Source organism: Streptomyces sp. NPDC050636 (assembly GCF_040654775.1).
In the GTDB taxonomy this organism is placed as follows: Bacteria; Actinomycetota; Actinomycetes; order Streptomycetales; family Streptomycetaceae; genus Streptomyces.
In genome coordinates this window covers 1-23,131 of record NZ_JBFAIP010000096.1, presented here as the reverse complement: position 1 = coordinate 23,131, position 23,131 = coordinate 1, and the positions used below count along the sequence as shown (strand labels likewise).

Below are 23,131 nucleotides of genomic sequence, written 5' to 3'. Positions count from 1 at the left end.
ACACCGTCCGTATCCGGCGCCACGAGGACATTCCGGCGCCGGAGCTGGACCGGCTGCTGCGGCTGGCCGACGACTGGCGCGACGGGGAGACGGCGACCCGCTCGCGGACGCCGGCGGACGAGTCCGGCGCGGTCCACTGCAGGAGCGCTTCCGGGCCGGGGGCGGCGGTGGTCGGCCGGGCAGCGGGCCGGGGCTCATGGCCGTACCTCCGGAGACAAGGCGGACTCGTCCACGTAGCGGCCGATTTTGGCGTACTCCTCGCGGACGGCCGCCAGCAGGTCCGCCATGGCCAGCGGGCGGCCGCCGTCGGAGGCACGGTAGGCAGCGGTGACGGCGCAGCAGCGGATGGATCCGCCGGACAGGTCGAAGGCCGAGGCGAGGGACGCCAGTGCAGCCTGGTCGACGTCCTCGGCCCGGGGCGCGGAGGGTCCCAGGCAGCGGTCCCACAGGGCCTGGCGGCGGGCCTCGTCCGGGGCGGGGAAGTGGACGACGAGGTCGAGGCGGCGCAGGAAGGCGGGGTCGATGTTGGCGTGCATGTTGGTGGTCAGCAGGGCCAGGCCGTCGAAGGACTCCAGGCGTTGCAGCAGGTAGGAGGTCCCGGTGTTGGCGTATCGGTCGTGGGCGTCCTGGGTGGCGGTGCGCCTGCCGAAGACGGCGTCGGCCTCGTCGAAGAGGAGGACCGCCTCGTCTGCGTCGGCCGCGGCGAAGATCTGCTCCAGGTGTTTCTCGGTCTCCCCGATGTACTTGTCGACGACGGTGGCAAGGTCGACGACGTACAGGTCGAGACCGAGGCCCGCGGCCACGACCTCGGCGGCCAGGGTCTTGCCGGTTCCGGAGCCGCCGCTGAACAGCGCGCTCACGCCGTGTCCACGACCTCCACCCGGCCGCATCCGCCACTCGCCGAGGACCCGGTCGCGGTGGCGTACACGCCGGGTGAGGTCGCGCAGTTGCTCGTGCGTCCGCTCGGGCAGCACCAGGTCGTCCCAGGTGACGGAGGGGCGTACGGGCCGGGCGAGGCGCCCGAGTGCGCTGCCGTGCCAGCAGCGGGCCGCCTCACGGACGGCGGCCGCGCCCACGTCCGTGCCCTGTGCGGCCGCCTGCCGGCAGGCCGCCGCGGCCATGGCGCGGATGCGTGCCGGCCCGGCCCGGTACCGGGCGCCGGCGGCCGCGGCCTCGTCGGCCGTCGGCAGGGGGACGGCGCGGGTGCGCAGTTCGTGCCGCCACAGCGCGGTGCGCTCGTCGGCTGTGAGGGGAGGGCACTCGGCCAGGACCGGGGGTGTGTCCGTCCAGCGGGCGTCCCACGGCCTGCTTCCGGTGAGGACGAGGGGGACCGGCGCATCGGCGAGTGGGGCGAGCAGGGCGTGTACGCGTCGGCTGTCGGAGGAGCCGACGGGGCCTGCGATCAGCCCGCAACCGCGCAGCCGCGCTTCGAGCAGCGCCGCCCGCACGGAGTCTGCCGGCTGCGGTTCGTGGTCGAGCGCGGCGAGGTCCAGGTGGAGGGCGGACCGCCCCGCTGCCGCCAGCGCCGCCTCGGCCGCGGTCTCGGCGGTGCCGTCGCCGCTGTCGCGCAGGTGGACGGGCCAGGGGTGCACGAGCAGCCCCGTGAGCCGGCGCACGGTCCGGGCCAACGGGCCGTCGCCCAGAGGCGGGACGGCCGCCGGGGACAGGGGACCGTTGTCGTCCAGCAGGTGCGCGGTGACCCGGTCGGGGACGCGCAGTCCCCGCGTCGGATACGGGCGCGAGGTGTCGAGGAGTTCCAGGAGGCCGCCGGCTCGCAGGCGCGCGTCGGCGGAGAACAGTCTGCGGGCGGCTGCGGAGGCGGTCGGGAGGCCGCAGAGTGTGAGGGCGAGTCCGATGGTGGCGTGCCGGCAGGTGACGTCGTCGTTGAGGTAGCCGTAGCAGCGCTCGAACCGGGCGTCGACGTCGGGCGCGAGCGCGATCAGCAGGACCTGCACGGCGAGTTCGTCCAGGCCGAACTCCTCGGCGAGGCGGCGCAGGGGCGGTGCGGCCCCGGCGGCCGCCGCCGTGTCCTCCCGGGTACGGACGACGGCGGTCAGGGCGTCCTCGGAGGCGCCGGGCGGCAGCGGGCCGGTGGGCGCGTCCAGGAGGTGCGGGGCCATCTCGTCGGAGACGTAGAGCCCCTGGAACGGGTCGCAGGCGAACTCCCGCAGATCCGGCGGGTCCTCGGGGTCCGCGCCGGTGCGCAGGGCGATGGCCCGGCGCACCCTGGCCTCGACGACGGCCAGCCGGGCCAGGAGCCAGTCCGCGGAGGTGGGCGCGCAGGCCCGGGCGGTCCCCGTGGCCGGAGCGGTCACTGCTCGTCTCCTTCCGCCGGATCGTCGATGATGCGCTCGTTGACGACCGGGTCTTGGTCCACCCAGCGGGTGTAGGACTGTGGGACGTACGACAACAGGGGGAGGGTCACCGTCACGTTGAGGGTGGGGACGAGGGAGTGCCCGACCGCGCTCCATAGCTCGGTCAGGGCACGGTCCTCGCTTGCCGGATGCCCCACGTCCAGCAGTGCCGAGAGTTCCATCTCCTCCAGTTCCGGCGGTAGTTGCACGGGAAACTCCGGGCTGCGGGCCAAGCCGACGAGGAGGTCGCCGAGCATGTTGTGCGCGATGAGCGCGTCCGGCGCCCAGGCGGCGACCAGGTAGGAGAGCCGGGCCCAGCGGGGCGGATCGAACTGGGCCCGCTTCCGGATGGGCAGGGGGCCTGCGTACTGGTAGACGGTGCCGGTCTGGCGGCGGTCCAGGTCCTCGCGGATGTCGTAGAGGTAGAGACCGACCGCCTCGGAGCCCGTGGTCTCGCCGAGCCCGGCGTCGCGGCCCGGGGGCTGGAAGGTGACCGTGAAACCGGGCGGCAGGCAGGTCATCTCCTGCCGTACGCGGGACTCCAGTGCGCGGTCGACCAGTTGGATCACAGGTCCGCCTCCGTCCGTGCGCCCGGGACGGTGACGGCCTGCCGCAGGTCGAGTGCTGCCCCGGTGTCGCCGACGCTGCCGAGTGCCGTGGTGTTCACGACGCACACGGCTGCGCCCGCCGTGTCGGCGAGGTACACCAGGGGCGTTGTGGTGCGTGGATCCGGTGCGCTTGCGGCGAGCTTCTGGCCGGCCGACACGGTGAAGCGGGGGGTTCCGGTCGTGGCGTCGAGCAACAGGACGGCTCCGCTGTTCTCGGTGGTCACGAAGAGCCAGGTGCCGTTGGCCGACACCGACACGGACTCGGGTTTGACGAGCGGCGCATGCCGCCAGGTGTCGACCACCTCGGGCCTGCCGTGCGCTCCGTTCAGGTTGATCACCGAGATGCTGTTGTCCCCGTGGTTGGCCACGTAGGCGCGGGCGCCGCCCGGAGCACAGGCCACGCCCATGGGGTCCGTGCCCACGGTGAGGGGGATCACCTGATGGTCGGCCAGGCGTACGCAGTGGACGGTTGCGGCTTTTCGGTCGGAAACACAGGCGTAGACGCCGTCGTCGGACACGGCGACGTCCCATGGCCGGGAGGTGGTCGGTTCGCCCACCTTGACAGGGGTCACCTTGGAGGTGAGAACCGTGACCGTTCCGCCTTCGGAGTTGGCGATGCAGCAGGTGCCGTCCTCGGAGGTGACGGCGATCGAATAGGGCATGTGATCCTTGTCGAGGGCCTGTTGCTCGCTCTTGTCCACCTTCAGGCGCGATGCGTCGAGGGTGATGACGGCGAGGCATGCGTTGCGCGCGGGAGCGTCCTTGCGTCCCTGGTTGACCACGTACAGGGTCTGGTTGTTCCGGCAGGCGAGCCCGTTGGGCCGGTCGGTGTACGCGGCAGGGGCGGTCGCGACGGCCGTCATCGCGGTGCCGCCCCCGGACAGCTTGATCCCGTACACCGTGCCCAGAGGCGTGTCGTCGCTCATCCACGCCTTCGACACAGCCGCGTACAGGTACTGGCCGTCCGGGGAGAGCGCGAGCCCGGGAGGGGTCTGGTTGCCGTTCTCGACCGTGATCGTCCGCTGGTACGTCGCCGGGTTCGCCGAGATGTCGAAGACCTCCACCGTGGCGATTCCCCCGGCGGCGTTGGAGACGTAGAGGGTCTTTCCGTCGGGTGTCAGGGCGAGCCCGTAGGGATACCGCATGGGCGTGGGTGACTTGGTCACCGTCATGTGGAAGGCCCAGGCGTCGCTCGTCGAGGCGCGTTGGAGGACGGAGACCGTTCCGTTCTGATAGTTGGCGACGCACATGCGCAGTCCGTCGGCCGACAGTGCGAGCTCGTGGGGCCCCGAGAGATGGCCGGTCGCCGCGTCGACGACCGTCTGCCGCTGCCAGGTCCCGGGCCCGGTGCGGGTCAGGACGGCGATCTGGCCGCCCGGCCCTTCCACGGTGTGGGCGAAGTCGGCCACGTAGAGGGTCTTGCCGTCTGCGGACAGCGCGGCTCCGGTGGGCTGTTGGCAGCCCACGACGTCCGCCGCGATCGTGTACCTGCCGCCCTTGGGGTCGACGAGGGAGGCCGTCGCCGTACCGGAGTCCGCGGTCACCGCGTAGCGGCCGTCCGGGGTGATGGCGACGCCGTGCGGGTCGGCGCCCTGCGCCAGCGCGATAGCGGTCACCGTGACCCCGCCACCGACGGTGAGGACATCCCCTTGCGCCAGGGTGAGGACGAGGAGGGCTGCTGTGCCCGGGCTGGTCGCGCACGCGAAGCTGCGGTCGCGCGCGATGGCGACGTCCCACGGCTTGTGTCCGCCGCCGAGGGAGACGGACGTGCCCGGAACGAGACTGCCGAGATCGAGCACCGCCACCTTGTCCGAGGCCGTGTCGGCGGCATAGGCCCACGAACCGTCCGACGACACAGCGACGTTGGCCGGCTGTGACCCCGCGCCGGTCGTGACCTCGCCCGTCCGCAGAGGGGCGGTGCGCACGGTGACGAGCTTGCCCGTGGCCTGGTCGCTGACGTACGCGAAGCGGCCGTCCGGGCCCGGCACCACCCCGGCGGGGACCGTTCCCACCGGCTCGTCCAGGGTCGTAGGGGCGAGGGTGTCCGTGCGGATGGCGGTGAGGCGGCCCGACGTTTGGCTCACGACGAGGACGAGACCGCCGTCCGGTGTGAAGGCCACGGCGACCGGATGCGGTTCCACGGGAACGGACGTCGGGGTCCCGATCCGCCCGGTGGCCGGGTCCACGGAGGCGACGGACACCGACGCCGAGCCGTAGTTGGCCACGCAGAGGCGGTCCCCGTCGGCACTGAGCGCCAGGGCACGGGGCTCGGCCCCTACGGACACCGGCACTCCTACCGGATCACCGTCTGCGTCGAGTTCCAGTACGGTCACCCGCCCGTCGTCCTTGCCTTTCCCTCGGCTCGCGACGTAGGCGAAGCGCCCTCCCTTCGCCACGGCAATCGCCCGGGTGACCCCGGGGACCGGGACCGTCCCCGTCACCGACGGCGAACCGGGCACGCTCACGTCGACCACCGACACCGTGGTGTCCGTCTCGTTGACGACACAGACGTGCCGCGCCTGCCCGCCGGGGGCCGCCGCCAGCGCACAGGGGCCGGCACCGACGGGGCGGGGGACGGGCGAGAGCCCGTCCTTGTCGAGCACCGTGACCTGTTTGCCGACCGAGTCGGCCACGCAGACCTGGTCGCCGGCCAGGCCGGCGACCACGGCGCACGGGTTCTTCCCGGCCGGAACGGACCGCAGCACCGTGGCGACGGGCGTGCTCAGGTCCACGACGGACAGCGTCCCGGCGTCGTGGTTCGCGGTGTAGGCCCGGGTGCCGTCCGAACTGACGGCGACGGCACGGGGGTTGCTCTGCACCGGCGTGACGTGGATCTTGGGATGCTCCGGTGCGGCAAGGTCGGCCACGACCAGGCCGTCCGCCCCCCAGGCCGGGGCCATCAGCCGGGCCGCCGTGCTGCCGTGGTCGTTGTCGGGCTCGCTCACGAGGGCACCTCCGCGACGGTGATGCGGTGTTCGACTGAGTAGACGGTCTCGCCCGGCCCGCAGTCGATCCGGGTGACAGGAGCCGAGGGGCTGCCGGTCTCCGGATCGACCGGGATCATCTCGGCCGTGGCGACCCGGCCCACCCCGGGTACGCCTTCCAGGACGCGGAACGCCTCACCCGCGTACACCGGACGCCCCAAAGGCCATCCGGTGCCGTCGGGGCCGCCGCCGACAGGGCTGAAGTACTGGTAGAGGGCGCGTTCCGCGGCGACGCGGAGCTCGGCGCGTTCGTCGGCGGTGCGGTAGTCGGCGGGCACGATGCGGGCGTCGAAGCGGATGCCGTGGTAGCCGGGCTTCACCAGCCACACCGGGACACCCTCGGGCTGGCAGGCCCGCAGGGCGCGGCGCAGCGTGTCGCAGGCGTCCGCGGTGGGCGTGAGCATGTGGTACGGGAACCAGCCCCGTTCGTCTGTGGTGACGAAGGGGACGACCATGAGCGTGACGCCGGCCCGGGTGCTGCCGCCGCTGGTGTCGGTGTAGCCGTTCTTGCCGTCGTGCGACGTGGAGGTGTTGCGCACGCCGACGACATGCGGATCCTGTGTCTTCAACCGGCAGATCCTGCCTGGGGCGATGCCGTTCGCGGCGGCGCCGAGGGTGGTGCGGTACGAGCCGCGCGCCGTGATGGCCGCATCCTTGCGCGGGATCTTGCCGTACTGCCGGGTGCCTGAGGCGCCTCCCGTCACCTTGGGGCCGAAGTGGACCTGGCCGGTGCTGGCATTGATGACCACGTGCGGGTCGTCCTCGCCGGACGGTTCGAAGGAGACGACGGTGTGCCAGTCCTCCGAGCCGACGCGCACGGTGGGCAGCGGCCCGCACACCGGGGCGTGGAGCAGGGGAAAGACCTGGCCCGGCTCGCCCGTGGAGGTGAACGTACCTGTGCCCTGGTCGTGTTGCTCGTACTGCCGGGCGGGGACGGCCTCGGTGCTGCCGGAGTCGGCGTAGACGGTGTACTTCGTGCGGTCCGTGCCCTGGGGGTCGAGGATCTGGACGGCGATCCAGCACGCGGCAGGCTCCGGCGGGAATCCCGTCCCCAGCCGGGCGACGGCGTCCTGGGCAGTTGTGGCGAACGCTCCTCCGTGCTCGACGGCGGCCTGCCAGCGCGCGGACGCGCCGAGAGGGACGGGGTGGGCGGCGAGTTGCTTGCCGCCCTTCACCTTGATCGTCAGTGCGGGCGCCGAGGCGTACACGAGCGGGGCGGAGGTGTCCCACCACGGCGTCTCCTTGCGCGGTGCGAACACCGAGATCGCGATGCGGTCCTCCGCCCTGCGTTGGTCGTCGGCTGCCACCCAGAGCATCAAGTGGCGCGGATCGTGGGTGTTCTTGATCTCCACCAGGGCGAGGACCAGCATGCCGCCGTCCTTGAACGGCTGGGAAAACGCGCCGCCCGCCTGGTAGTTGCCCGCGGTGAACATGCCGACGGCGGTCGTGACACCGTCGGCGAGCCGCAGCGGTGCCGCGCCGGCGGCGTCGGGCGGCAGGCGTTCGGCGTCCCGCGTGGTGGTGAAGACGGCCTTCCCGTCCTCCGTCGTGACCTCGGTCCCCTTGGCGGCCTTCGGCACGTCCGCGGCCAGGGTGAAGCCGACGTCGGTCTGCGCCGGTACCCAGGGCAGGTAGTTGCGGGCCGGGTCGAGCGCTTGGTGCGGTACGTCGCGGACGTGGTGGATGCGGGCCATGCCCGCCGACGCGGCCAGCGCGAGCTGCTCGTAGTCGGCCGGGACGACGGCCCGTTCGGGCACCGGAGCTCCCAGCGGCCGGCGTTCGGAGTAGGCGAGGGCGCTCTCGCCCTCCGTACCGCCCGTGGCGGGAGCGGGGTTGGTCACGGAGGATACGTACGGCAGCGGGGTGCGGAGCACGGTGAGGGTGCGGGCGGGCACGTTGCCGCGGGCACCGCCGCCGGTCAGGTAGCGCCCGATGCGGACGACCGCGCCCGCCGGCAGCAGTGCCCCGTGCCGGCGCAGCCCGTGGGCACCGGCCACAACCGGGGCGAAGACGGCCTCCCCGGTCCGGGGGTCCAGGGTGAAGTGCTGATCGTCGGGCCCCGACCCGGCGAGGGAGGCGACGTACGTCCACTGTGCCGTCCGGCCGTCGAGGACGGCGTCTACGACCAGCGGGTCCGTGCTGCGGGGCAGCGGCGGATGGGCGAAGCGGAGGCGCTCGCCGGGGGCGCCGCTCGCCGTCCCCAACGTCTCGTCGCGCACCAGCCGTGCCTGGACGACCGGGACGGGGACGGCGAGGACGGGGTCGAGCGCAACCTGCTCCAGGGCGCTGTCGCCGGTGTCCGTGCGGTAGCGGACGAGTCCGACGTCCCGCAGTCGCTGGAGGAAGAAGCCGCCCTGGCCGTCCGGCCGTTGGAGCAGCAGCTGGGCCGGCGCGTGCGCGGGGGGAAGGCCGAGGGTGACCTTGCCCGGACTGTCCGGGGCGCTCACGGTGCCGGTGACGACCCGGCAACCGCTCCAGTGTGTGCCCTGCCAGGCCTCCCAGTGGCCCGGCACGATTCCGGTGCCGTTCTGCGGTGCCGGGCCCAGCCGGACGTCCAGCGTCACGCGGGTGCTGGGCACCGGCACCGAGAGGACGAGCAGGGCGTACGGGGACGCCGGCCCGGTGCCCGTCGGGACGCCCTCGGGGAGGGGGAAGTCGCCGAGATAGGGCAGGTTGAGACGGAAGGCCGGCCCGGCCGCGGCGGATGTGCCCGGTTCCACGGTCGTCCCGGAAGCGAAGTCGGTCAGCCTCCCCTCCAGGATGCCGTCGGCCGCCCGCGACTCCGCGAAGTCCCCGGCCGCGAAGAGGACGCACGGATTGAGCACCGCGTCCGTCAACGTGCTGAAGACGACCGGCTCTTCGTCTCCCGGGGGCCGCGTGGCCACCTCCTGGCCGGCGGGCACGACCACCGGTTCGGGCGAGGGCGCGGCGAGCTGGAAGACTGCCTCGGTCTGCGCGGGCGCCGGCCGGTACGGCCGGACGCCCAAGAGGCGCAGCATCTGCAGCCGGCGCTGGTCGGGAGCCTGGTTGAGCCGGTCGCGCAGGGCCGTGACCATGTCGGCACACGTCTCGATCAGGCCCCGCCCGGGGTCCGCCGAGTCTCGGCCGGTCCAGGTCTGCACCTGCTGGTGCACGGCGGCGACGGCGGTGGCGACCACCTCGTCGCGGGTGCGCCCGTCGTACTCGGGTGTCTGCGGACTCATCCTTGTGGTGACCTCCCGTCAGGAGACTGGGCGAGGGTGATGACGACCTTGAACGGCAGGTGGGCCGGGCAGTGCGCCGCGACCAGGCGCGACAGGCGGCTCTCCAGCGCTCGCTGGTCCGCCCCGGCGGGGGCGGTCAGGGTGACCGTGAGCATTCGCCCGGCGCTGGGCGCGGAGTCGTGGCCGGTGAAGACGAGGCCCGGGTCGTCGATGACGAGCGTGTGGGCCGGCGGCGTCCAGCCGAGGATCTCCCGGGCCTCCAGCCGCAGTCCGTACGGTGTCCCGCGGTGTGCGGCCAGGCGGGGCGCGAGGTCGATCGCCTTGCGCCGCCGGATCTCGGACCAGCCCGGCTCCACCCGGGCGCCGGTGATGGAGATCAGCCAGTCCAGGAAGGCGGGGGGCGCGCGCCAGGGGTCGAGCACCGCATCGAGGTCGTCGATGCGTTCCTCGACGGGTGCCATGGTCTCGCCGATCGCGGCGGCGAAGGCATGCGCTACGGAGTCGTGGCCGTAGACGGCGGGCAGGGGGAGCGGGCGTGCGGGGGCAGGTGGCATGCGCGGTCCTCTCGTGCGGTGCGGATACGGCCGTCTCAGCCGTCGGTGGTGTCCACGGAGATGTTCACGCGGCCCAGGAGGACCAGGCCGCCGTCCGAGACCTCGATGGACGGCACAGTCGCATCGCCCGCCTCCTCGTACAGGGCCACGGTGGTCGTGCCCCGGTGCTCGCGGACCGTCTCCAGCACGGTGAAGACGTCGCCGGCATGGACCCTTCTGCCCCATGGCCATCCCCGCCCGTCCGGGCCGCCGGCCGTGGGGTGGAAGAAGCGCCGCAAGGCCCGTTCGGCCGCCCCCTCCGCGCGGTCGACGTCTGCCTGCGTGCTGCTCCAGGGGCGCACGGTCGCGGCGATGCGGAACGGGTGGTAGCGGGGCTCTCCGACGAGCAGGCGTTCGCCGAGCAGGCGGGAGGCGTCGACGACGTTCTTCACCGCGGTCAGGGTGTCGGGAGGAATGTCGAAGGCGTCGTCGGGCGGGTGCTCTGCGGGGTCCCCGGCACAGTGGGGGACCAGAAGGACGTGGAGCGGGTCGTCCTCGCGGCGCCACAACGCGGGTTCGGTCCGCGTGCCCTTCAGGAAGAAGAAGACGCCATCGAACACCACGACGGCGTCCGGGGATTGCTGGCACTGGGGGGAGAGACCGGGGAACGCCTCCGAGACGAGGGAGGTCACTCCGCGGCTGCCTTCCTGCGGTACGAACGCCCGGTCGGTGTAGGTGCAGGCGCGGTGGTAGAGGGTCTCTCCCTTGAAGAAGAACAGTTCGTACGCGCCGTCGGTGCGGGGGTCGGCGAGCAGGGTGACCGCGTCGAGGTCCGAGGTGAACTCCTCGGGCAGTGCGGGGAATTCCTCCGCAATGGGGCGCGGATGCTCGCCGTCCCACAGGCACATCTCCCCGTAGAACCACAGCCTGGGCTCGTCCTCGCCGGTGCGGACCACGGCGTCCAGGCACCGCGCTTCCTGCACGGGCTGTGGCACGTCGTCACCGCTGTCTGCGGTCCCGTCCGGGTGGTGCAGGGGCAGGACGCACGGGGTGATGGTCCCGCTGCGGTCGTAGTAGTGCACGGCGCTTTGCGGAGCCCGGGCTGCGACGAGGCAGGCGAGGTCGTCGCCGCCCGGGCGGGGCGGTGCCTGAAGAGCGGTCGGCACACGCGAGTCGGTGGGGCGGGTGAGTGCGGTGACGCGGATACGGGCCAGCCCCGGTACGTGTTCTCCGATCAGCTGCTCGTGGTCGGCGGCGGTGACCGCGCGACGCAGCGGTGCCAGGTCCAGGCCTGCGCGGTCGAGGGCCTGCTGCCAGTCCTCCGCGTCCTCGGGAGGCGTGACGACGCGGTCCACGGCGGCGCTCAGCCCGGCCTGCCCGACCACCGTCAAGGGTGTGCCGGCCTGGACGGTGCCCTTGCGGCCGCGGTGGGCGGAGTACTCCGCGCTGATCCGCGCACACTTCGGCGGCACCTTTCCGTGCTGCTCGGGCCCGTGTTCGGCGGGGACGAGCGGCCCGAAGACCACCTCGCACGAGGCGTCGTCCCACCAGTGCACCGAGCTGTCGGGCCCCGCCTCGGCGAAGGTCGGCACCGCAGTCCATATGGCGCCCCCGACCCGGACGACGAGCGGTGGGCCCAATGGCGGTTCGGCGACGGGGGTACCGGGCCCCCACGGGCGGTGCGCGGTCGGGAAGCGGCCGGCGGGTCGGCCGTCGGCGGTGCCCAGCACCTCGGTGACCTCGACCGGCTGTTCCACGGCCGCCACCGTCCCGGTGGACTGCCCTTCCGCGAGCACGAGCGCCTCGGTGGTCGCCAGCACGACCGGTTCCTCGCCCTCGGTCCGCACCTCGGTGTGCGCCGGGATCTCACGCCGCCCGGTCGAACCGTCGGTCCGGGTGAAGGCGACCACGATCCGCGCGGGCGACGCGGGGAGGGGGGTGATGCCCATCAGGCGCAGCAGGGCGGAGCGCTGCCGGGCGGTCATGCGGTCGATGCGGTAGAGCAGCTGGTCGGTCCGTTCGGCGCAGGCCTCGATGAGGGTGATGCCGGGGTCGGAGACGTTGTGGTCGGTCCACTCGGGAACGCGCTGCGGCAGGGCGCGCTTGGCGGCGTCCACCAGGGGCTGGAACCGCAGGTCGTCCAGGTCGGGTACGGGCAGGACGGACGGGTTCGACGGGTCGGTCATGGGCAGCTCACTCACTCGGGGAGCCTCCGGGCAGGGTGTAGAAGGGGAAGACGAGGTTGCGGGGTTCGTTGGTGGCGCGCAGCCTGTAGCGGATGTCGATGTAGAGCACTCCCGTGTCCGCCGCATCCGTGCTGAACAGCAGGTCGTCCACCTCGATCCGCGGTTCCCACCGGTCGAGTGCCCGGCGCACCTCCGTGTCGGCGCGGGCCACGGTCGTCGCGTCGAGCGGGTCGAAGACCAGGTGGTGGATGCCGCAGCCGAACTCCGGCCGCATCGGCCGCTCGCCGGGTGCGGTGGACAGGATGATGCGCAGGGCCTGTTCCACGTCCTCGCTGCCGCTTGCCAGGCCGACCCGCCCGGTGCCGGTGATGACGGCGGGGAAGGCCCACCCCGCGCCGATGATGTCCACGCTCGTCCTCCCGCTTGTACGGGGTCAGTTGATGTCGACGGTGTTGCCGGTGATGCTGGTGTGCTTTCCGCCGAGCTTGAGTTCCCCGGCGCTTTCGACGGTCACGGTGGCTCCCTTGAGCGTGAGGGCGCCGCCCTTGTTGCCGTCGTCGGCCGTGACGGAGACCGTGCCCGCCGTGAGGACCAGGCTGCCGCCCGGGCCCGCGTCGACGGTGAGGGTGCCGCTGCCGCGGGCGTCCAGCGTGACCCGCAAACAGGTCTTGCCCTCGCCCGCGGTGAGGACGAGGGTGCTGTCCTTGCGGTCGAGGTGGGCGGTGAGTTTCCCGTCGCCCGTCCGGAGCCGGACGCCCTGGGGGCCGTCGGTGGCGCTGAGCAGTTCGAGCCGGTCCCCCGAACGGGAGGCCAGCGAACCCCGGTTGGCGCGGCCGGTGCCCGGGTCGACCAGCGGCAGGCCGTGGTCCGTGGGGGCGTCGATGCCGTTGTAGAGGCCGCCCAGGACGTACGGCCGGTCCAGGCGCCCGTGCTCGAAGCCGACGAGTACCTCGTCCCCGGCCTCCGGGGCGAACACCCCGCCACCGCCGGTGCCTCCCCACTGCACCGTACGGACCCAGTCGGTCACGTAGTCCTGCGACAGCCACGGCAGGCGCAGCCGTACGGCACCGCGCTCGCCCTGGCCCGGTTCCTTGATGTCGGTGACGGTGCCCACCGCGACGCCCAGCGCGCACAGCGGCGGCGGATACGGCACGACGGGCGGGGGCAGCGGGCCCACCTGCACCCGGGTCCGGTAGCCGTGGTCGCCGTCGAAGGCGTGACGGCAGGCGGTGACCGTGTACTTGCCGGCGAAGGGCTCGCCCACTCCGGCCAGGGTCACCGGCGATCCCGCGGCCAGCTCGGGCGTGCCCACGGCCTCGGCGGACAGCGCCGCCATCGCGGCAGCCGCCTCCTCCGCCAACGCATGGGCCCCCACGTCGACTTGCGGGGCGGTGGTACAGCCCCGGCCTACGAGCAGGTCTGGCGCCGGGCCGGGGAACGCCGTCCCGAGCTTCGCGGGCGTGACGCCCAGCCGCAGCCGCGCGCTCTCGCCCGCCCCGGCCCGCACCGACAACGCGGCCTTGCCTGCCGGGTCCCAGCCGCGCACCTCCACCCCGGAGACCTGGCCCTCGGAGGATACCGAGGCGCGTAGAGCCAGCAGGTTCTCCCCGTACTCCAGGACGAACGGGCTGCGGTCCGCCCCGGTACCCGGCGCGGGCGCCTTGCCCGCCGCTTCCGGGCGGCTCATGTGGACGGTGCTGCCCTCGACCGACAGGCGCAGCCCCCGCTGGTCGGCGAGGTGGTTGAGCAACTCCCAGTCCGTCAGGTTGGGTTGGGCCAGGTGCGGGATGCGGGTGCGCTCCGCGTCGATCCGGCCCGCTTTCAGGCCGTGGCGGGCCGCGGTCTGCCCGGCGACCTCGGCCACGGTGGACTCGACGTAGGCCGTCACCCGCCGCCCGCGCATCAGCCGGTGCCCCCGGTCCATGGCCCGTACGGTCGTGAAGCTCCCGTCGGCGTCCACCTCGGTCTCCAGCGCGGTGACTTCGCCGTCGAAGATCTCGACCCGGGTCCGGCGGCGCGCGGCGGCCACCGACACGGTCAGCGGGACCCCCACGGCGATTCCGGCGGCGGCCGGCAGCCGGTGGGCGGGATCCCGGAACCGCAAGGAGGCGCGGGCCGGCAGGCCCACCGCCGTGTCCACGGAGGCCTCGACGAGCTGGTCGGTCCACTCCTCCCGCAGCGGGGACCCGAAGGCGAGGACCGGCTCCGCCGCGTACAGTCGCTCGGTCATCCGGTGCCTCCCGCGGCGTGCTCCTGGAGCACCGGCAGCACGAGCACGGTGGCCAGGGGGACCTGGGCCGGGTCGTCGATGCCGTTCGCCCGGGCGATCTCCCGCCACTGCCCCGGATCGCCGTACGCCTGCCAGGCCACCCCGGCCAGGCTGTCGCCCGCCACCACGAGATGGGTGTCCACCGGGCCGTCGCCGCCCGACGTCGGGTTCTGGCGGGGAACCGACCCGCCGGCCTCCTCCAGCGAGACGGAGCACACGGCGCGCAGGGGCGTCCCATCATGGCCGAACCGGGTGTAGGACGCGTCGACTTGAGTCACCAGGGCCAGAAAGGCCGTCGTGCGGGCATGCCCCCACTCCAGCCGCACCCAGGGCGCCGAGGCGGGCTTCGACGTGGTGCTGTGCGCGGTCGGGGCGCAGCAGCCGAGCAACTTCTCGACCCGCTCCTGGACACCCTCCCGGGTACCGTGGGCGTCGAGGAAGACCTCCAGCGTCATCGTGCGCGGCTGTGCGCCCACGAACTGCGCTCGTGCCGCCTCGCCGTTGGACGGTGACCGGCTGCGGTCCCAGCGGGCCTGCTTGCCGACCTGGATCCGTTCCGGGTTGAACTGCAGCCGGACCCGGTCGCGTTCGGGTCCCGGGGTGCTGCCCGTCCCGGTCGGTGGGTCGTAGATCACGAGGGCGGCACGCACCGGTGCACCACCCGGGAACTCGAACGCCATGCGGTCCTCTCTGACGTCAGACGGTGATCCCGAGGAACCCGTTGTGGGCGATCTCCAAGGTCTCGCGGGCCGGTTGCGACTGCTCGACGTCGAACGTCGGCCCGCTCCAGCGCACCGGCAGCACCCCGTCCAGCAGCCACCGCACCAGCGGCCGCCGGTCCGGTCCCAGCGCCACGAGCTGCCCGGGGAGCCGCACCGGCTCGATTACCTGCTGCTGCAGCCAGGCCCAGACGAGCACGGTCTCCTGCGACAGTGGTCTGCCGAGCACGACGTTGGTGTAGCGCAGCCGCGTCGGCAGCTGCCACACATGCCCGTTCGTGCCGCCCTCCACGCGCTCCTCGACCTCCATGGCACAGCCGAGCCCGTCGCACGAGGTGAAGGAGCCGAGGGCGTGGGTGCCGATGGAGAGCTGGAAGTGGGAACTGACGGCGAACGGCTGGTCGGGCATGGGTGGGCACTCCGTGGGTGGTCGGGAGCCTCATCGCGGTACGGACGATCCCCAGGTGCCGCCGTCCGGTGGCGGCTGCGGCTGCGGTGGCCAAGGCAGTGGCGCCGCCCGCTGTGCCGGTCCGAGGACCGGCAGCACGGCCTCGGCCAGGAGACCGGCGTGCCGGCGGGCGACTTCCCGGGCGAGGGCGGACAGGTCCGGGGCGGTGGGGGATGCGGTCGGAGTTGCCGCCGACCGGGGCGCTGTCCCGGGGGAGGCGGCCGGGCCTGCCGGGGCCGCGTCCGCGGTGACCTTGGCCGTGGTGGGCGGTGGCGCGGTACGTCCCGTGGTGGGCGGCGGCCCGGTACGTCCGGTGGCGGGCCGTGGGATCGCGAACGGGACTGCCGTTGCGGGCACTTGAGCGGCTGGCTCGCCTACGCGGATGTGGCGCGGGGACGCCGGCCGCGGGCGCGGTGAGGGGGCGGCGGTCGCGGGGATGTGTGGGTACGGCTGGTGCGCGGGGGTGTTGACCGGGCTCGGCCCGGGGACGGGGTTCCCGGGCAGGCCCGGGAACCCGGTGGGCCGCTCGTCGTCGTCCATGCGCCTACGGAAGATCGCGTCCGAGGCAGGCCGGTCCACTCCACGAGACGGTCCCCCTGCGGGTTGGTCCTCTGTCGTCCGGGGCGGTGTGGTGCCGGGGCCAGAGAGTCCGGGGCCGTTGAAGGGCTGGTGCGTGCCGTGTCCTGGGTGGAGCACGTCGTGTACGGGCTCCCTTGTGGGACGGCTTTCCGTCGGCCGTGGAGGCGTGGTGTCGGGGGAGGGGAGCCCGGGGCTGCCGAGGTGCTGGTGTGTGTCGCGTCCCCGGCGGTCCACGCTGTACGTCCGGGAGTCCTCCGGGAGGCGAGGGACGTCAACCCGGCCCCGGTCGCGGAGGGGGGAGGAGCTTGGGAGGATGACGGGATCCGGCAGACGTTGCGGGCGCGTGAGTCCGCTGGTCTCGGGGGCGGCGCCGGTCCGGCTGTCGGCCGGGCGCTGCGGCGGCGCGGCTGGTGCGGGAGCGTCGGCCGGCACCTGATGGGGGCCGCCCGGCCTGTCACCGAGCACGGCTGGTCCCCGGTCCGGCCGGACCGGGCGATGTTCCGTCGTGTCGGCGGGTGTTGATGCGGAGACCTCGCCTGCGTGGCGAAGCCCGGTCTCGTTCCGGGGTGTTCGGGGTTGTTCGCCGCCACCCGTCGCACCGGGAGGTCGGGGGCCGTAGATCTCGTTCTCTTCCTGCGTGTGTGCACCGAGCTCTCGGCTCGTGGGGGGCTCGGCCCAGGCCGTCTTGCGCAAGACCCCGGGAAGGCTGGTTGCTTGGCGCTCTGGCCGGAGGCGGGACGGGTCCGGTAGCCACACGCCTTCGCGCACCGCGGGCCCGCCGACCCCGTCCCCGGCGACGGGTAACCCCGGGGCGGGCAGGCCCCGGAGGACTCCCGCCCTCAGTGCGAGCGGCACCGCCCGCGGCAGCAGCCGCGTGCCGGTCGTGACGAGCGGTGCCGGGCGCCAGGCCGCGAGGCCTTCCCGGAAGGCCGTGTGCCCGCTCGTGGACAGCGGCGGCAGGTGCAGCAGCCCGACGGGCGCCACGCTACGCCAACCCGCCGGAGCCGGTGGGGCAGGAGGGGCCGGAGGGGAAGTGGGGCGGTGACGTCGCCGCCCCGGCCGCCGCGCGGCCAGCGCGCTCAACGCGCTCGCGAGGCTCACCGGCCCTCCTCCGCCGCGCTGTTGATCCTGGCGATCTCGCGCACCCAAGCGCGCCGTTCCGCGTGCGGGAGGCCGAGGATGTCCCCGCACGCCCAGTGGAAGTGGTAGGCGATGCAGGCGGTCTCCTCGCGGAGCCGGCGCGGCGGGTGCGTCATGCTTCCCCCAGGCGGCCGCCGGGCGCCGTGGAGGGCAGCGCGAAGCTGGTCCCGCAGGAGGGACAGGCGACGGCGCCGTGCCCGGAGTCCAGGCCGTTGATGCGCCGGTAGAAGTCCTGGAGGTAGGCGAGGTCCTGGGCGAAGAGCTGTTCCACGACGCCGGCGTGGATGTCGGTCAGCGTGCCCAGCCGGGTGATGACCAGGCTGAGGAGGACGACCCCGAGGTAGGCGGGGTTCTCACGGACGCGTTGGTCGATCAGGGGCGACAGTTCGTCGCGGGCGGTGGCGAGCCGCATGGAGCCGTGGCGGTGGACCGTTCCTGAGCCGTCCACGTAGCCGTTGGGGAGTTCGAAGTCGTGTGTGGTCTGCAGCGCCGATCCGTTCTCGGGCATGGTGGGGCGGATTCCTCCCTCGGGCAGTCCGAGTGACCTCACCCCCGGCCGCCGCGGCGTGCGCGGGCCGGGGACGAGGGCCGGGTGGTGAACGTGCCGGGATTCAGTGGATGTTCTGCCGGAGGAGCAGGCTCATGAACGTGTCGTCCGCCCACACCTCGACCGCGAACCCGACCGGGGTGTCGCCGGCCGTCAGGACGGGGGACTCGGCGGTGCCGTCGCTGCCGCTGGTCACCTGGGCGGTGTCCGTGCCGCCGGGGAAGGTGGCCACGTTCTCACCGCGGACCTTGAAGGTGATCTCGGCGCCCTCGACGGGGTTGCCCTGGGCGTCCTCCGCGATCACCTTCATCGGGTGCTCGAAGGACTTGCCGGCGGGTACGGTCTGGCCGGCGCCCGAGATGTAGCGCACGCGGTCCGCCGTGCCGGGCTGCGGGGTGACGGTCAGCCGGGTGAAGGAGGCGACGGCGTCCGTCTCCGTCCAGCGGGCGGTGACGGGGCAGGGGCCTTCCTTGAGCGGTGTGAGCCGGGAGCTGGTAGCGATGCCGAGCCGGTCGCTCTCGGTCCCGGTGTACTTGGTCTCGGTGGGTTCGCCGTTCTCGAAGACACCCGTGCCTTCCGCGACGGAGAACTCGATCTTCTGCCCGCCCACCGGCGTGCCGTCCAGTAGCGTCGCCTTGACCTCGAACGGCTTGGGGAAGGGCTGGCCGACGGCAGTCTTCTGCCCGTCTCCGGACACCACTGCGAGCCGGTGCCGGGAGACGCGCCGCAGACTCTGCTGCCCGGACAGCGCGACCCACAGCCGGCTGTCGCCGGACACGGTGAGGCCTGTCGGGCGGGAACCCTGGCCCGTGGGGATGGTGGATGCCCTGTTCTTGTCGGGCAGTACGTAGCCGGCCGCGTTGCCGGTGGTGCTCACGAACCACAGCGTGCCGTCGGCCGCCGCCAGCATGCGGTTGGCGGGGAACGGTGTGTCGATGCGCGTGAGCGTGCCGCCCTGGACGGTGTACTTGAGGATGACCTTGTCGGTGGTGGCGATCCAGACGATGTCGCCCGCCGGGCTGATCGCGACGTCCCGGGGCTCAAGACCGAGGGCGATGGGAGCGCCGAAGGTCCCGGTGCTGACGTCATAGCCGACCAGGGCTTTGCCGGTGGGGGACGTCAGCCAGTAACGGCCCTGTTGCTGCGGCGCGATGGCGATGCCGTACAGGCCGTCGCGATGGATCGTGGAGTACGAAATGCCGCCGCCGGACTCGATGAAGGCCAGCTGGCCCCAGCTCATCAGCGGAGCGACGATGTGGGAGCGCCCTTCGCGGCTCTTGCCGAGCGCCAGGGCCCGGCAGTCCGTCGTACCGTTGAGGGAGTAGACCTGGTACTGGCCGTCGTCGGCACACTTGACGAAGGCCGAGCCGTTCTCCGTGGTGAGGAACGTCCACGCTCCGTGACCGGGCCAGGCGACGAGGGAGTTGGCGCTGCCGGTGATGCCGGGGCCGGGGGTGAAGACGGTGTTTCCCCAGGGGCTGCGGGGCTCGAAGTAGCCGATGACGCCTTGGGCGGTCACGAACCACACGTTCTCGTCGTCGCTCAGCCACCCCACGTCGACGGCGGTTGCGCCGATGGGGAACTCGTCGGAGTCGGAGCCGGATTCGGGGACGGGCGGCGGCACTGCGGTCGGCATGCTGCTTCTCCTTCCAATGGGGCGGGAAACGGACCGGGTGGTGCGGGGTGTGCCGCTAGGGTCTGTCCGATGGGGTCAGGGTCGGAAAGGCCGTGCCAGGCGCCGCGGGCCCGGCCATGACCCATCGGGCAGGCCCTAGGCCGGCGTGATGTTCAGCGTCGTGGCGGTGTGCGGCTCGGTGTTGCCGAGGCCGACGCTGATGACCGCTTCTTCCCGGATATCACCTGCCACCACGGGGGGCAGGGCGACCCGGCCCCGCTGGTCGGTGATGATCACGCGTTCCCGGGTGCCGTCCTCGAAGGCCGCTCCCTCCGCGTCGATCCGGCAGGTGAGGGGGATTCCGGGCACCGGCCGCCCGTTGGCCACGTAGTCGACGACCAGCGGCTGGGCGACCTGGTCCTTCATGTGGACTTCTGACTCCCCCTGGTACACGAACTGGGTCCGGCCTTGGAGCGAGGCGGCTCCGAAGGGGGGCGGGGGTACGTCGTAGCTGCCGACGCTCTTGCGGTCCGGGTTGGTGTACCAGAGCTTTCCGTCGGCCGCGATGCAGATGCCCTTGGCGCCGCCGCCGTTGGGCAGGCGCACCAGGGAACCGGGTCCCGTCAGATTCTTGTCGAACTCATGGAGTCCTTGGCTGGAGGCCACCCACAGGTCACCCACTGTGCCGAAGGCCAACTGCTGCGGAACAGCCGTGCCCAGGTCCACCGTGCGTGTGGTGCCCTGGTTGAGATCGAAGCGGATGACCTGGTTCGGGCTGGTGGCGGTCAGCCACACCGCGGTCGTGTCCGCGATGACGTAGAAGGGCTTCTGACCGGGCCGGAGCACCTCGATCCGCTCCCACTGCATGTCTCCGGGGCGGCGGCGGTAGAGGCCGTTCTCGTTCCTGACCGGGTTGCTGGCCCTGCTCTGGCCGGTGGCCCAGTAGGTGTGCGACTTTCCGTCGGAGGTTGTGGTGACGGCCACGTCCCACAGCCAGGTGCTCTGGCTGACCGGCATGCGGTCGATGTGGCCGCCGAGGCTGGGGGTGAGGATCCCGACGTAGCTGTGCTCGGGTTCGGCGAACAGCAGGCTGTACTCGTAGACCGGTGTCTGGGGCGTACCCGTGTTGGTCGTCCGGAGCTTGATGCTCTCGGCCTTGGCGTCGTCCTCCAGCGGGTAGAACGTCACGGGGTTGCCGCCCGTGGTCTCCATGATGACGATCGGGTCCTGCTGCCGCGGCGGCGCCGGCGCTGCGAACCACACCCGCTGGAGCGCGTTGGGGTCCTTGATGATTCCGGCGCTGAGCTGGGGAATCATCGAATGGTTCACTACCATCTGGCTGTCGCCGGCACCCGGATGGACACGGATGATGGCCTTGTCGCTGGTGGTCACCCAGAGGTATCGCGCGTTTCCCTGGGCCAGTGAGTGAGGCCGGTAGTTCCCGACAAGGGGGTATTCCTGAATACTGCTGGTATCCGGCACGGCGGTATCCCCTCCGGTCATTTGGGCGATGCAATTCAACGCGCCCGGCGCGCACGCCAGTAGGGCAGCAATAGTGCGCGATGGCGAAGTTGGTGGAACGGCAGCTCGGGCGGGGCACGTTCAGGTGGTCGAGATTATGCCGTCAGCACTACCCGCGCACCCGGGCGAACCAGCCACCCGGGGCGTGCTCCTGCTGCTTCCGGACAGCAGATCCGCGACTTCGGGCCTCCCACGGCCTTCCGGCTGCGAACACAGGCATACGGCCTGGGGAATTCCGCTTGCTTCTTCCCGTGATGCCGACCGGCTCGCGCCTGTCAAGAGTGCGCGAGCCCTGCCGTTCCGGCGCGACATGGTGGCCGGAATTCCTTCAGGAACCGTTTTTCCGGCGCGGACGGCGCGTCCTATTGGCGGGAAAATACCACCAGAATGTGCACAGAAATTCGAATGGCCGTGTCAGGAAAGGAGTTTCTTGCCCTTGGCGTCGCGCTCCGCGGTCGCGCGGTCCCTCATGCCCAGCCCCCGGACCCAGGCGAGGTCGGAACGGTTCTTGACCTGGACTCCGTGCAGGATCTTGGTGATCCTGACGCCCTCGCCGCGATTGAGCATGTCGATCCCGGAACCCAGGAAGCGGGCCTGCCGCGGCGCGTCGAGGGAGTAGTCGGCAGCGGACATCCCGGTGATGACGGGGTGGTTCGTCCACTCGATGTTGTCGGCGGGCAGCTCGCCCAAGCCGTACTTCTTCGGATCGCTGTTGACGTTGTAGAACTGCTTGACGTTCATGGGAGCGGACGTGATCGGGGTGCCGTCCTTCTTCGTCGTCCACGCCCCGCCCTCCACCGGGTGCCGGACGAGGGGATGCGGGTGGCGCCCCCGGGCGAGATCCTCTTCGGCGAACTCCTCGTACGGCCGTGGCACTTCGGTCTGCATGGCCACGAACGCGTCCTTCGTCGGCGGCGTCTGCGCATCCTGCGGGAAGCTCAGCCAGTCCTTCCCCGTCGCACGGTCGTCCGTGGCCGTCCGGCGGACGAGCTCGTCGGGGACGTCGTACTCGACGACCGCCCAGGCCCGTTCCGGGGCCTGGTACTGGAGGGCCGTCACGAGGGCGGCGTTGCGATCCTCCTCCCAGAAGTAGACTCCCTTGCCGAACTCACCGCTCCCCGTGGGTTGCAGGCCCCCGTCGCGCACCGTGCTTCCGGGGCCCCCGCTGCCCCTTCGCGCCACCAGGGCGCCGGCGTCGGCATCGGACACCCCGCGGTAGAACTTCATCCGCTGGATCGTCGGGGTCCGTTGTGCACCCGCCGTGGCAGCCGGCGCGGCCGCCGCCCCGGGCCGGACGTGCCCGGACAGTGCGCGACGGGCGTCGTCCTCCGCTGCACGCTCGAAGCGGTCCCCGGGGTCGCTGACCCTCGTGCCGTCGCACCGGTCTGTGCCGGCCACCGGCCCGGACCGCTGTTGCAGCACATGGACCAACTCATGGGCGAGAGTGCGCCGGTCGGAGCCGCCCTCGCCGATGACGACATGGCTGCCGGCGGTGTACGCGCGCGCCCCGAGCCCGTCGGCGGACCGCCGGGCCGCCGCACCCGTGTGCAGCCGCACGTCGGAGAAGTCGGCACCGAACCGGGCCTCCATCTCCTCCTTGAGCGGCACCGGCAGCGGCCGGCCGGGGCCGCGCAGGACGTCGAGAACGGCGGACCCCCGCGTGTCCCGCCGCAGCATCCGGGCCGCGGCGGCATTCCCCGCCCTGCGCTGCAGATCCAGGAGGGCGGCCACCGCTGGGCCAGTGGGCCGGGCCGGCGACGGTGCGGGGGCGGACGTCGCGGGCTGTGCGCCGCCGGGAGTCCTCGCGGCCTCGGGCCTCCGGCCCGGAGTGTGTGTGCGCATGTGGTCCCCTTCCCTGCCGGTGAACGGACAGCCCATACGTACAACGCCGTACTCCGTTGAGGGAAGGGGGACTTGGCCCGATGTCGAGCGGTCCCGGGCACGCGGTATCCGGGACCGTGCCGTCACACGTGCCAGACCGTGCCGCGCCGCTTGTACTCCTGGATCAGTTCCAGCTGCACCCTCCGCGCGCAGTTCGTGCTTGACCCTCTGACGCGTCGTGCAGGGGCGTCCGTCGGTGAGTCCGGCCGCGGACAGGGGCATGGCGTCGGTGCACACGGAGGCGATGGTCAGCCCCTGCCACACGGCGGACGTCAGGGCCTCCAGCAGGATGCCTCGCAGGGGCCCGGCCATCGCGGCAGTGATGGGCTGAGGCGGCGGATGGCGACGAAACGGGGGAAGCGGCTGCGCACGCACGGCAAGTACAAGGCAGCACTCACGGTTCCGGCGAGCGGCTCCGTACCGTCGCTGGACAACGCGCTGTTCGCCACCCGCTGGCTCCAGACCCCACCACGTACTGCAGCAACGGCAGACCGGTGGCCGACGCGGACCCGAGCCGGGGGCGCGGGAGGCCGCGACGACCCAG

17 protein-coding genes are annotated in these 23,131 nt (G+C 72.5%); 1 reads left to right on the top strand and 16 read right to left on the bottom strand.

Annotation, left to right across the window (positions count from 1 at the left end):
- Positions 1–194 precede the first annotated feature (194 nt).
- The 16 genes from AB0I10_RS34700 to AB0I10_RS34625 all read right to left on the bottom strand — a co-directional run bounded on the left by AB0I10_RS34700 (position 195) and on the right by AB0I10_RS34625 (position 22,383).
- Positions 195–2,315: an ATP-binding protein gene (locus AB0I10_RS34700; protein ID WP_363156691.1), complete on the bottom strand. Its 2,121-nt coding sequence runs from the start codon at positions 2,313–2,315 to the stop codon at positions 195–197.
- The gene (locus AB0I10_RS34695; RefSeq protein ID WP_363156689.1) at positions 2,312–2,923 is read right to left on the bottom strand and encodes a DUF4255 domain-containing protein; all 612 of its coding nucleotides are present in this window, start codon (positions 2,921–2,923) and stop codon (positions 2,312–2,314) included. Before AB0I10_RS34695 ends, AB0I10_RS34700 begins: the two co-directional genes overlap by 4 nt.
- Positions 2,920–5,907: a beta-propeller fold lactonase family protein gene (locus AB0I10_RS34690; RefSeq protein ID WP_363156688.1), complete on the bottom strand. Its 2,988-nt coding sequence runs from the start codon at positions 5,905–5,907 to the stop codon at positions 2,920–2,922. Before AB0I10_RS34690 ends, AB0I10_RS34695 begins: the two co-directional genes overlap by 4 nt.
- Positions 5,904–9,149 carry a putative baseplate assembly protein gene (locus tag AB0I10_RS34685; RefSeq protein WP_363156687.1) on the bottom strand — a complete coding sequence of 1,082 codons (3,246 nt, stop codon included), beginning with the start codon at positions 9,147–9,149 and terminating at the stop codon, positions 5,904–5,906. Before AB0I10_RS34685 ends, AB0I10_RS34690 begins: the two co-directional genes overlap by 4 nt.
- Positions 9,146–9,703: a phage tail protein gene (locus AB0I10_RS34680; protein ID WP_363156686.1), complete on the bottom strand. Its 558-nt coding sequence runs from the start codon at positions 9,701–9,703 to the stop codon at positions 9,146–9,148. The genes AB0I10_RS34685 and AB0I10_RS34680 overlap by 4 nt, the downstream gene beginning before the upstream one ends.
- A 35-nt stretch (positions 9,704–9,738) precedes the next feature.
- On the bottom strand, positions 9,739–11,883 hold the full coding sequence (locus tag AB0I10_RS34675) for a hypothetical protein (RefSeq protein ID WP_363156685.1): 2,145 nt from the start codon (positions 11,881–11,883) through the stop codon (positions 9,739–9,741).
- Positions 11,876–12,277, bottom strand: coding sequence for a GPW/gp25 family protein (locus tag AB0I10_RS34670; RefSeq protein ID WP_363156684.1), 402 nt, complete (start codon positions 12,275–12,277; stop codon positions 11,876–11,878). The genes AB0I10_RS34675 and AB0I10_RS34670 overlap by 8 nt, the downstream gene beginning before the upstream one ends.
- Positions 12,278–12,301: 24 nt before the next feature.
- Positions 12,302–14,098, bottom strand: coding sequence for a VgrG-related protein (locus AB0I10_RS34665; protein WP_363156683.1), 1,797 nt, complete (start codon positions 14,096–14,098; stop codon positions 12,302–12,304).
- The gene (locus AB0I10_RS34660) at positions 14,095–14,817 is read right to left on the bottom strand and encodes a peptidase M23 (protein WP_363156682.1); all 723 of its coding nucleotides are present in this window, start codon (positions 14,815–14,817) and stop codon (positions 14,095–14,097) included. Before AB0I10_RS34660 ends, AB0I10_RS34665 begins: the two co-directional genes overlap by 4 nt.
- Before the next feature lie 16 nt (positions 14,818–14,833).
- Complete coding sequence (locus AB0I10_RS34655) at positions 14,834–15,265, bottom strand: phage tail protein (protein WP_363156680.1); 432 nt, start codon at positions 15,263–15,265, stop codon at positions 14,834–14,836.
- A 30-nt stretch (positions 15,266–15,295) separates the two neighbouring features.
- The gene (locus AB0I10_RS34650) at positions 15,296–15,844 is read right to left on the bottom strand and encodes a hypothetical protein (protein WP_363156679.1); all 549 of its coding nucleotides are present in this window, start codon (positions 15,842–15,844) and stop codon (positions 15,296–15,298) included.
- A 1,136-nt stretch (positions 15,845–16,980) separates the two neighbouring features.
- The gene (locus tag AB0I10_RS34645) at positions 16,981–17,139 is read right to left on the bottom strand and encodes a DUF6760 family protein (RefSeq protein ID WP_363156678.1); all 159 of its coding nucleotides are present in this window, start codon (positions 17,137–17,139) and stop codon (positions 16,981–16,983) included.
- Positions 17,136–17,531, bottom strand: coding sequence for a hypothetical protein (locus AB0I10_RS34640; RefSeq protein WP_363156677.1), 396 nt, complete (start codon positions 17,529–17,531; stop codon positions 17,136–17,138). The genes AB0I10_RS34645 and AB0I10_RS34640 overlap by 4 nt, the downstream gene beginning before the upstream one ends.
- Before the next feature lie 103 nt (positions 17,532–17,634).
- The gene (locus tag AB0I10_RS34635) at positions 17,635–19,206 is read right to left on the bottom strand and encodes a hypothetical protein (protein WP_363156676.1); all 1,572 of its coding nucleotides are present in this window, start codon (positions 19,204–19,206) and stop codon (positions 17,635–17,637) included.
- 135 nt (positions 19,207–19,341) lie between these two features.
- Positions 19,342–20,502, bottom strand: coding sequence for a hypothetical protein (locus AB0I10_RS34630; RefSeq protein WP_363156675.1), 1,161 nt, complete (start codon positions 20,500–20,502; stop codon positions 19,342–19,344).
- A 618-nt stretch (positions 20,503–21,120) separates the two neighbouring features.
- Positions 21,121–22,383, bottom strand: coding sequence for a DUF4157 domain-containing protein (locus AB0I10_RS34625; RefSeq protein ID WP_363156692.1), 1,263 nt, complete (start codon positions 22,381–22,383; stop codon positions 21,121–21,123).
- 543 nt (positions 22,384–22,926) lie between these two features.
- Between AB0I10_RS34625 and AB0I10_RS34620 the strand changes: the two genes are divergently transcribed.
- Positions 22,927–23,131, top strand: a 205-nt coding sequence (locus AB0I10_RS34620) for a hypothetical protein (RefSeq protein ID WP_363156674.1), incomplete at its 3' end; no start/stop codon positions are given.

What these genes read in the sequence shown, in the direction of transcription:
- AB0I10_RS34685 (WP_363156687.1), bottom strand. Translation starts at nt 9,149, where the DNA reads ATGAGTCCGCAGACACCCGAGTACGACGGGCGCACCCGCGACGAGGTG.
- AB0I10_RS34680 (WP_363156686.1), bottom strand. Translation starts at nt 9,703, where the DNA reads ATGCCACCTGCCCCCGCACGCCCGCTCCCCCTGCCCGCCGTCTACGGC.
- AB0I10_RS34665 (WP_363156683.1), bottom strand. Translation starts at nt 14,098, where the DNA reads ATGACCGAGCGACTGTACGCGGCGGAGCCGGTCCTCGCCTTCGGGTCC.
- AB0I10_RS34660 (WP_363156682.1), bottom strand. Translation starts at nt 14,817, where the DNA reads ATGGCGTTCGAGTTCCCGGGTGGTGCACCGGTGCGTGCCGCCCTCGTG.
- AB0I10_RS34655 (WP_363156680.1), bottom strand. Translation starts at nt 15,265, where the DNA reads ATGCCCGACCAGCCGTTCGCCGTCAGTTCCCACTTCCAGCTCTCCATC.
- AB0I10_RS34650 (WP_363156679.1), bottom strand. Translation starts at nt 15,844, where the DNA reads ATGGACGACGACGAGCGGCCCACCGGGTTCCCGGGCCTGCCCGGGAAC.
- AB0I10_RS34645 (WP_363156678.1), bottom strand. Translation starts at nt 17,139, where the DNA reads ATGACGCACCCGCCGCGCCGGCTCCGCGAGGAGACCGCCTGCATCGCC.
- AB0I10_RS34640 (WP_363156677.1), bottom strand. Translation starts at nt 17,531, where the DNA reads ATGCCCGAGAACGGATCGGCGCTGCAGACCACACACGACTTCGAACTC.
- AB0I10_RS34635 (WP_363156676.1), bottom strand. Translation starts at nt 19,206, where the DNA reads ATGCCGACCGCAGTGCCGCCGCCCGTCCCCGAATCCGGCTCCGACTCC.
- AB0I10_RS34630 (WP_363156675.1), bottom strand. Translation starts at nt 20,502, where the DNA reads ATGATTCCCCAGCTCAGCGCCGGAATCATCAAGGACCCCAACGCGCTC.
- AB0I10_RS34625 (WP_363156692.1), bottom strand. Translation starts at nt 22,383, where the DNA reads ATGCTGCGGCGGGACACGCGGGGGTCCGCCGTTCTCGACGTCCTGCGC.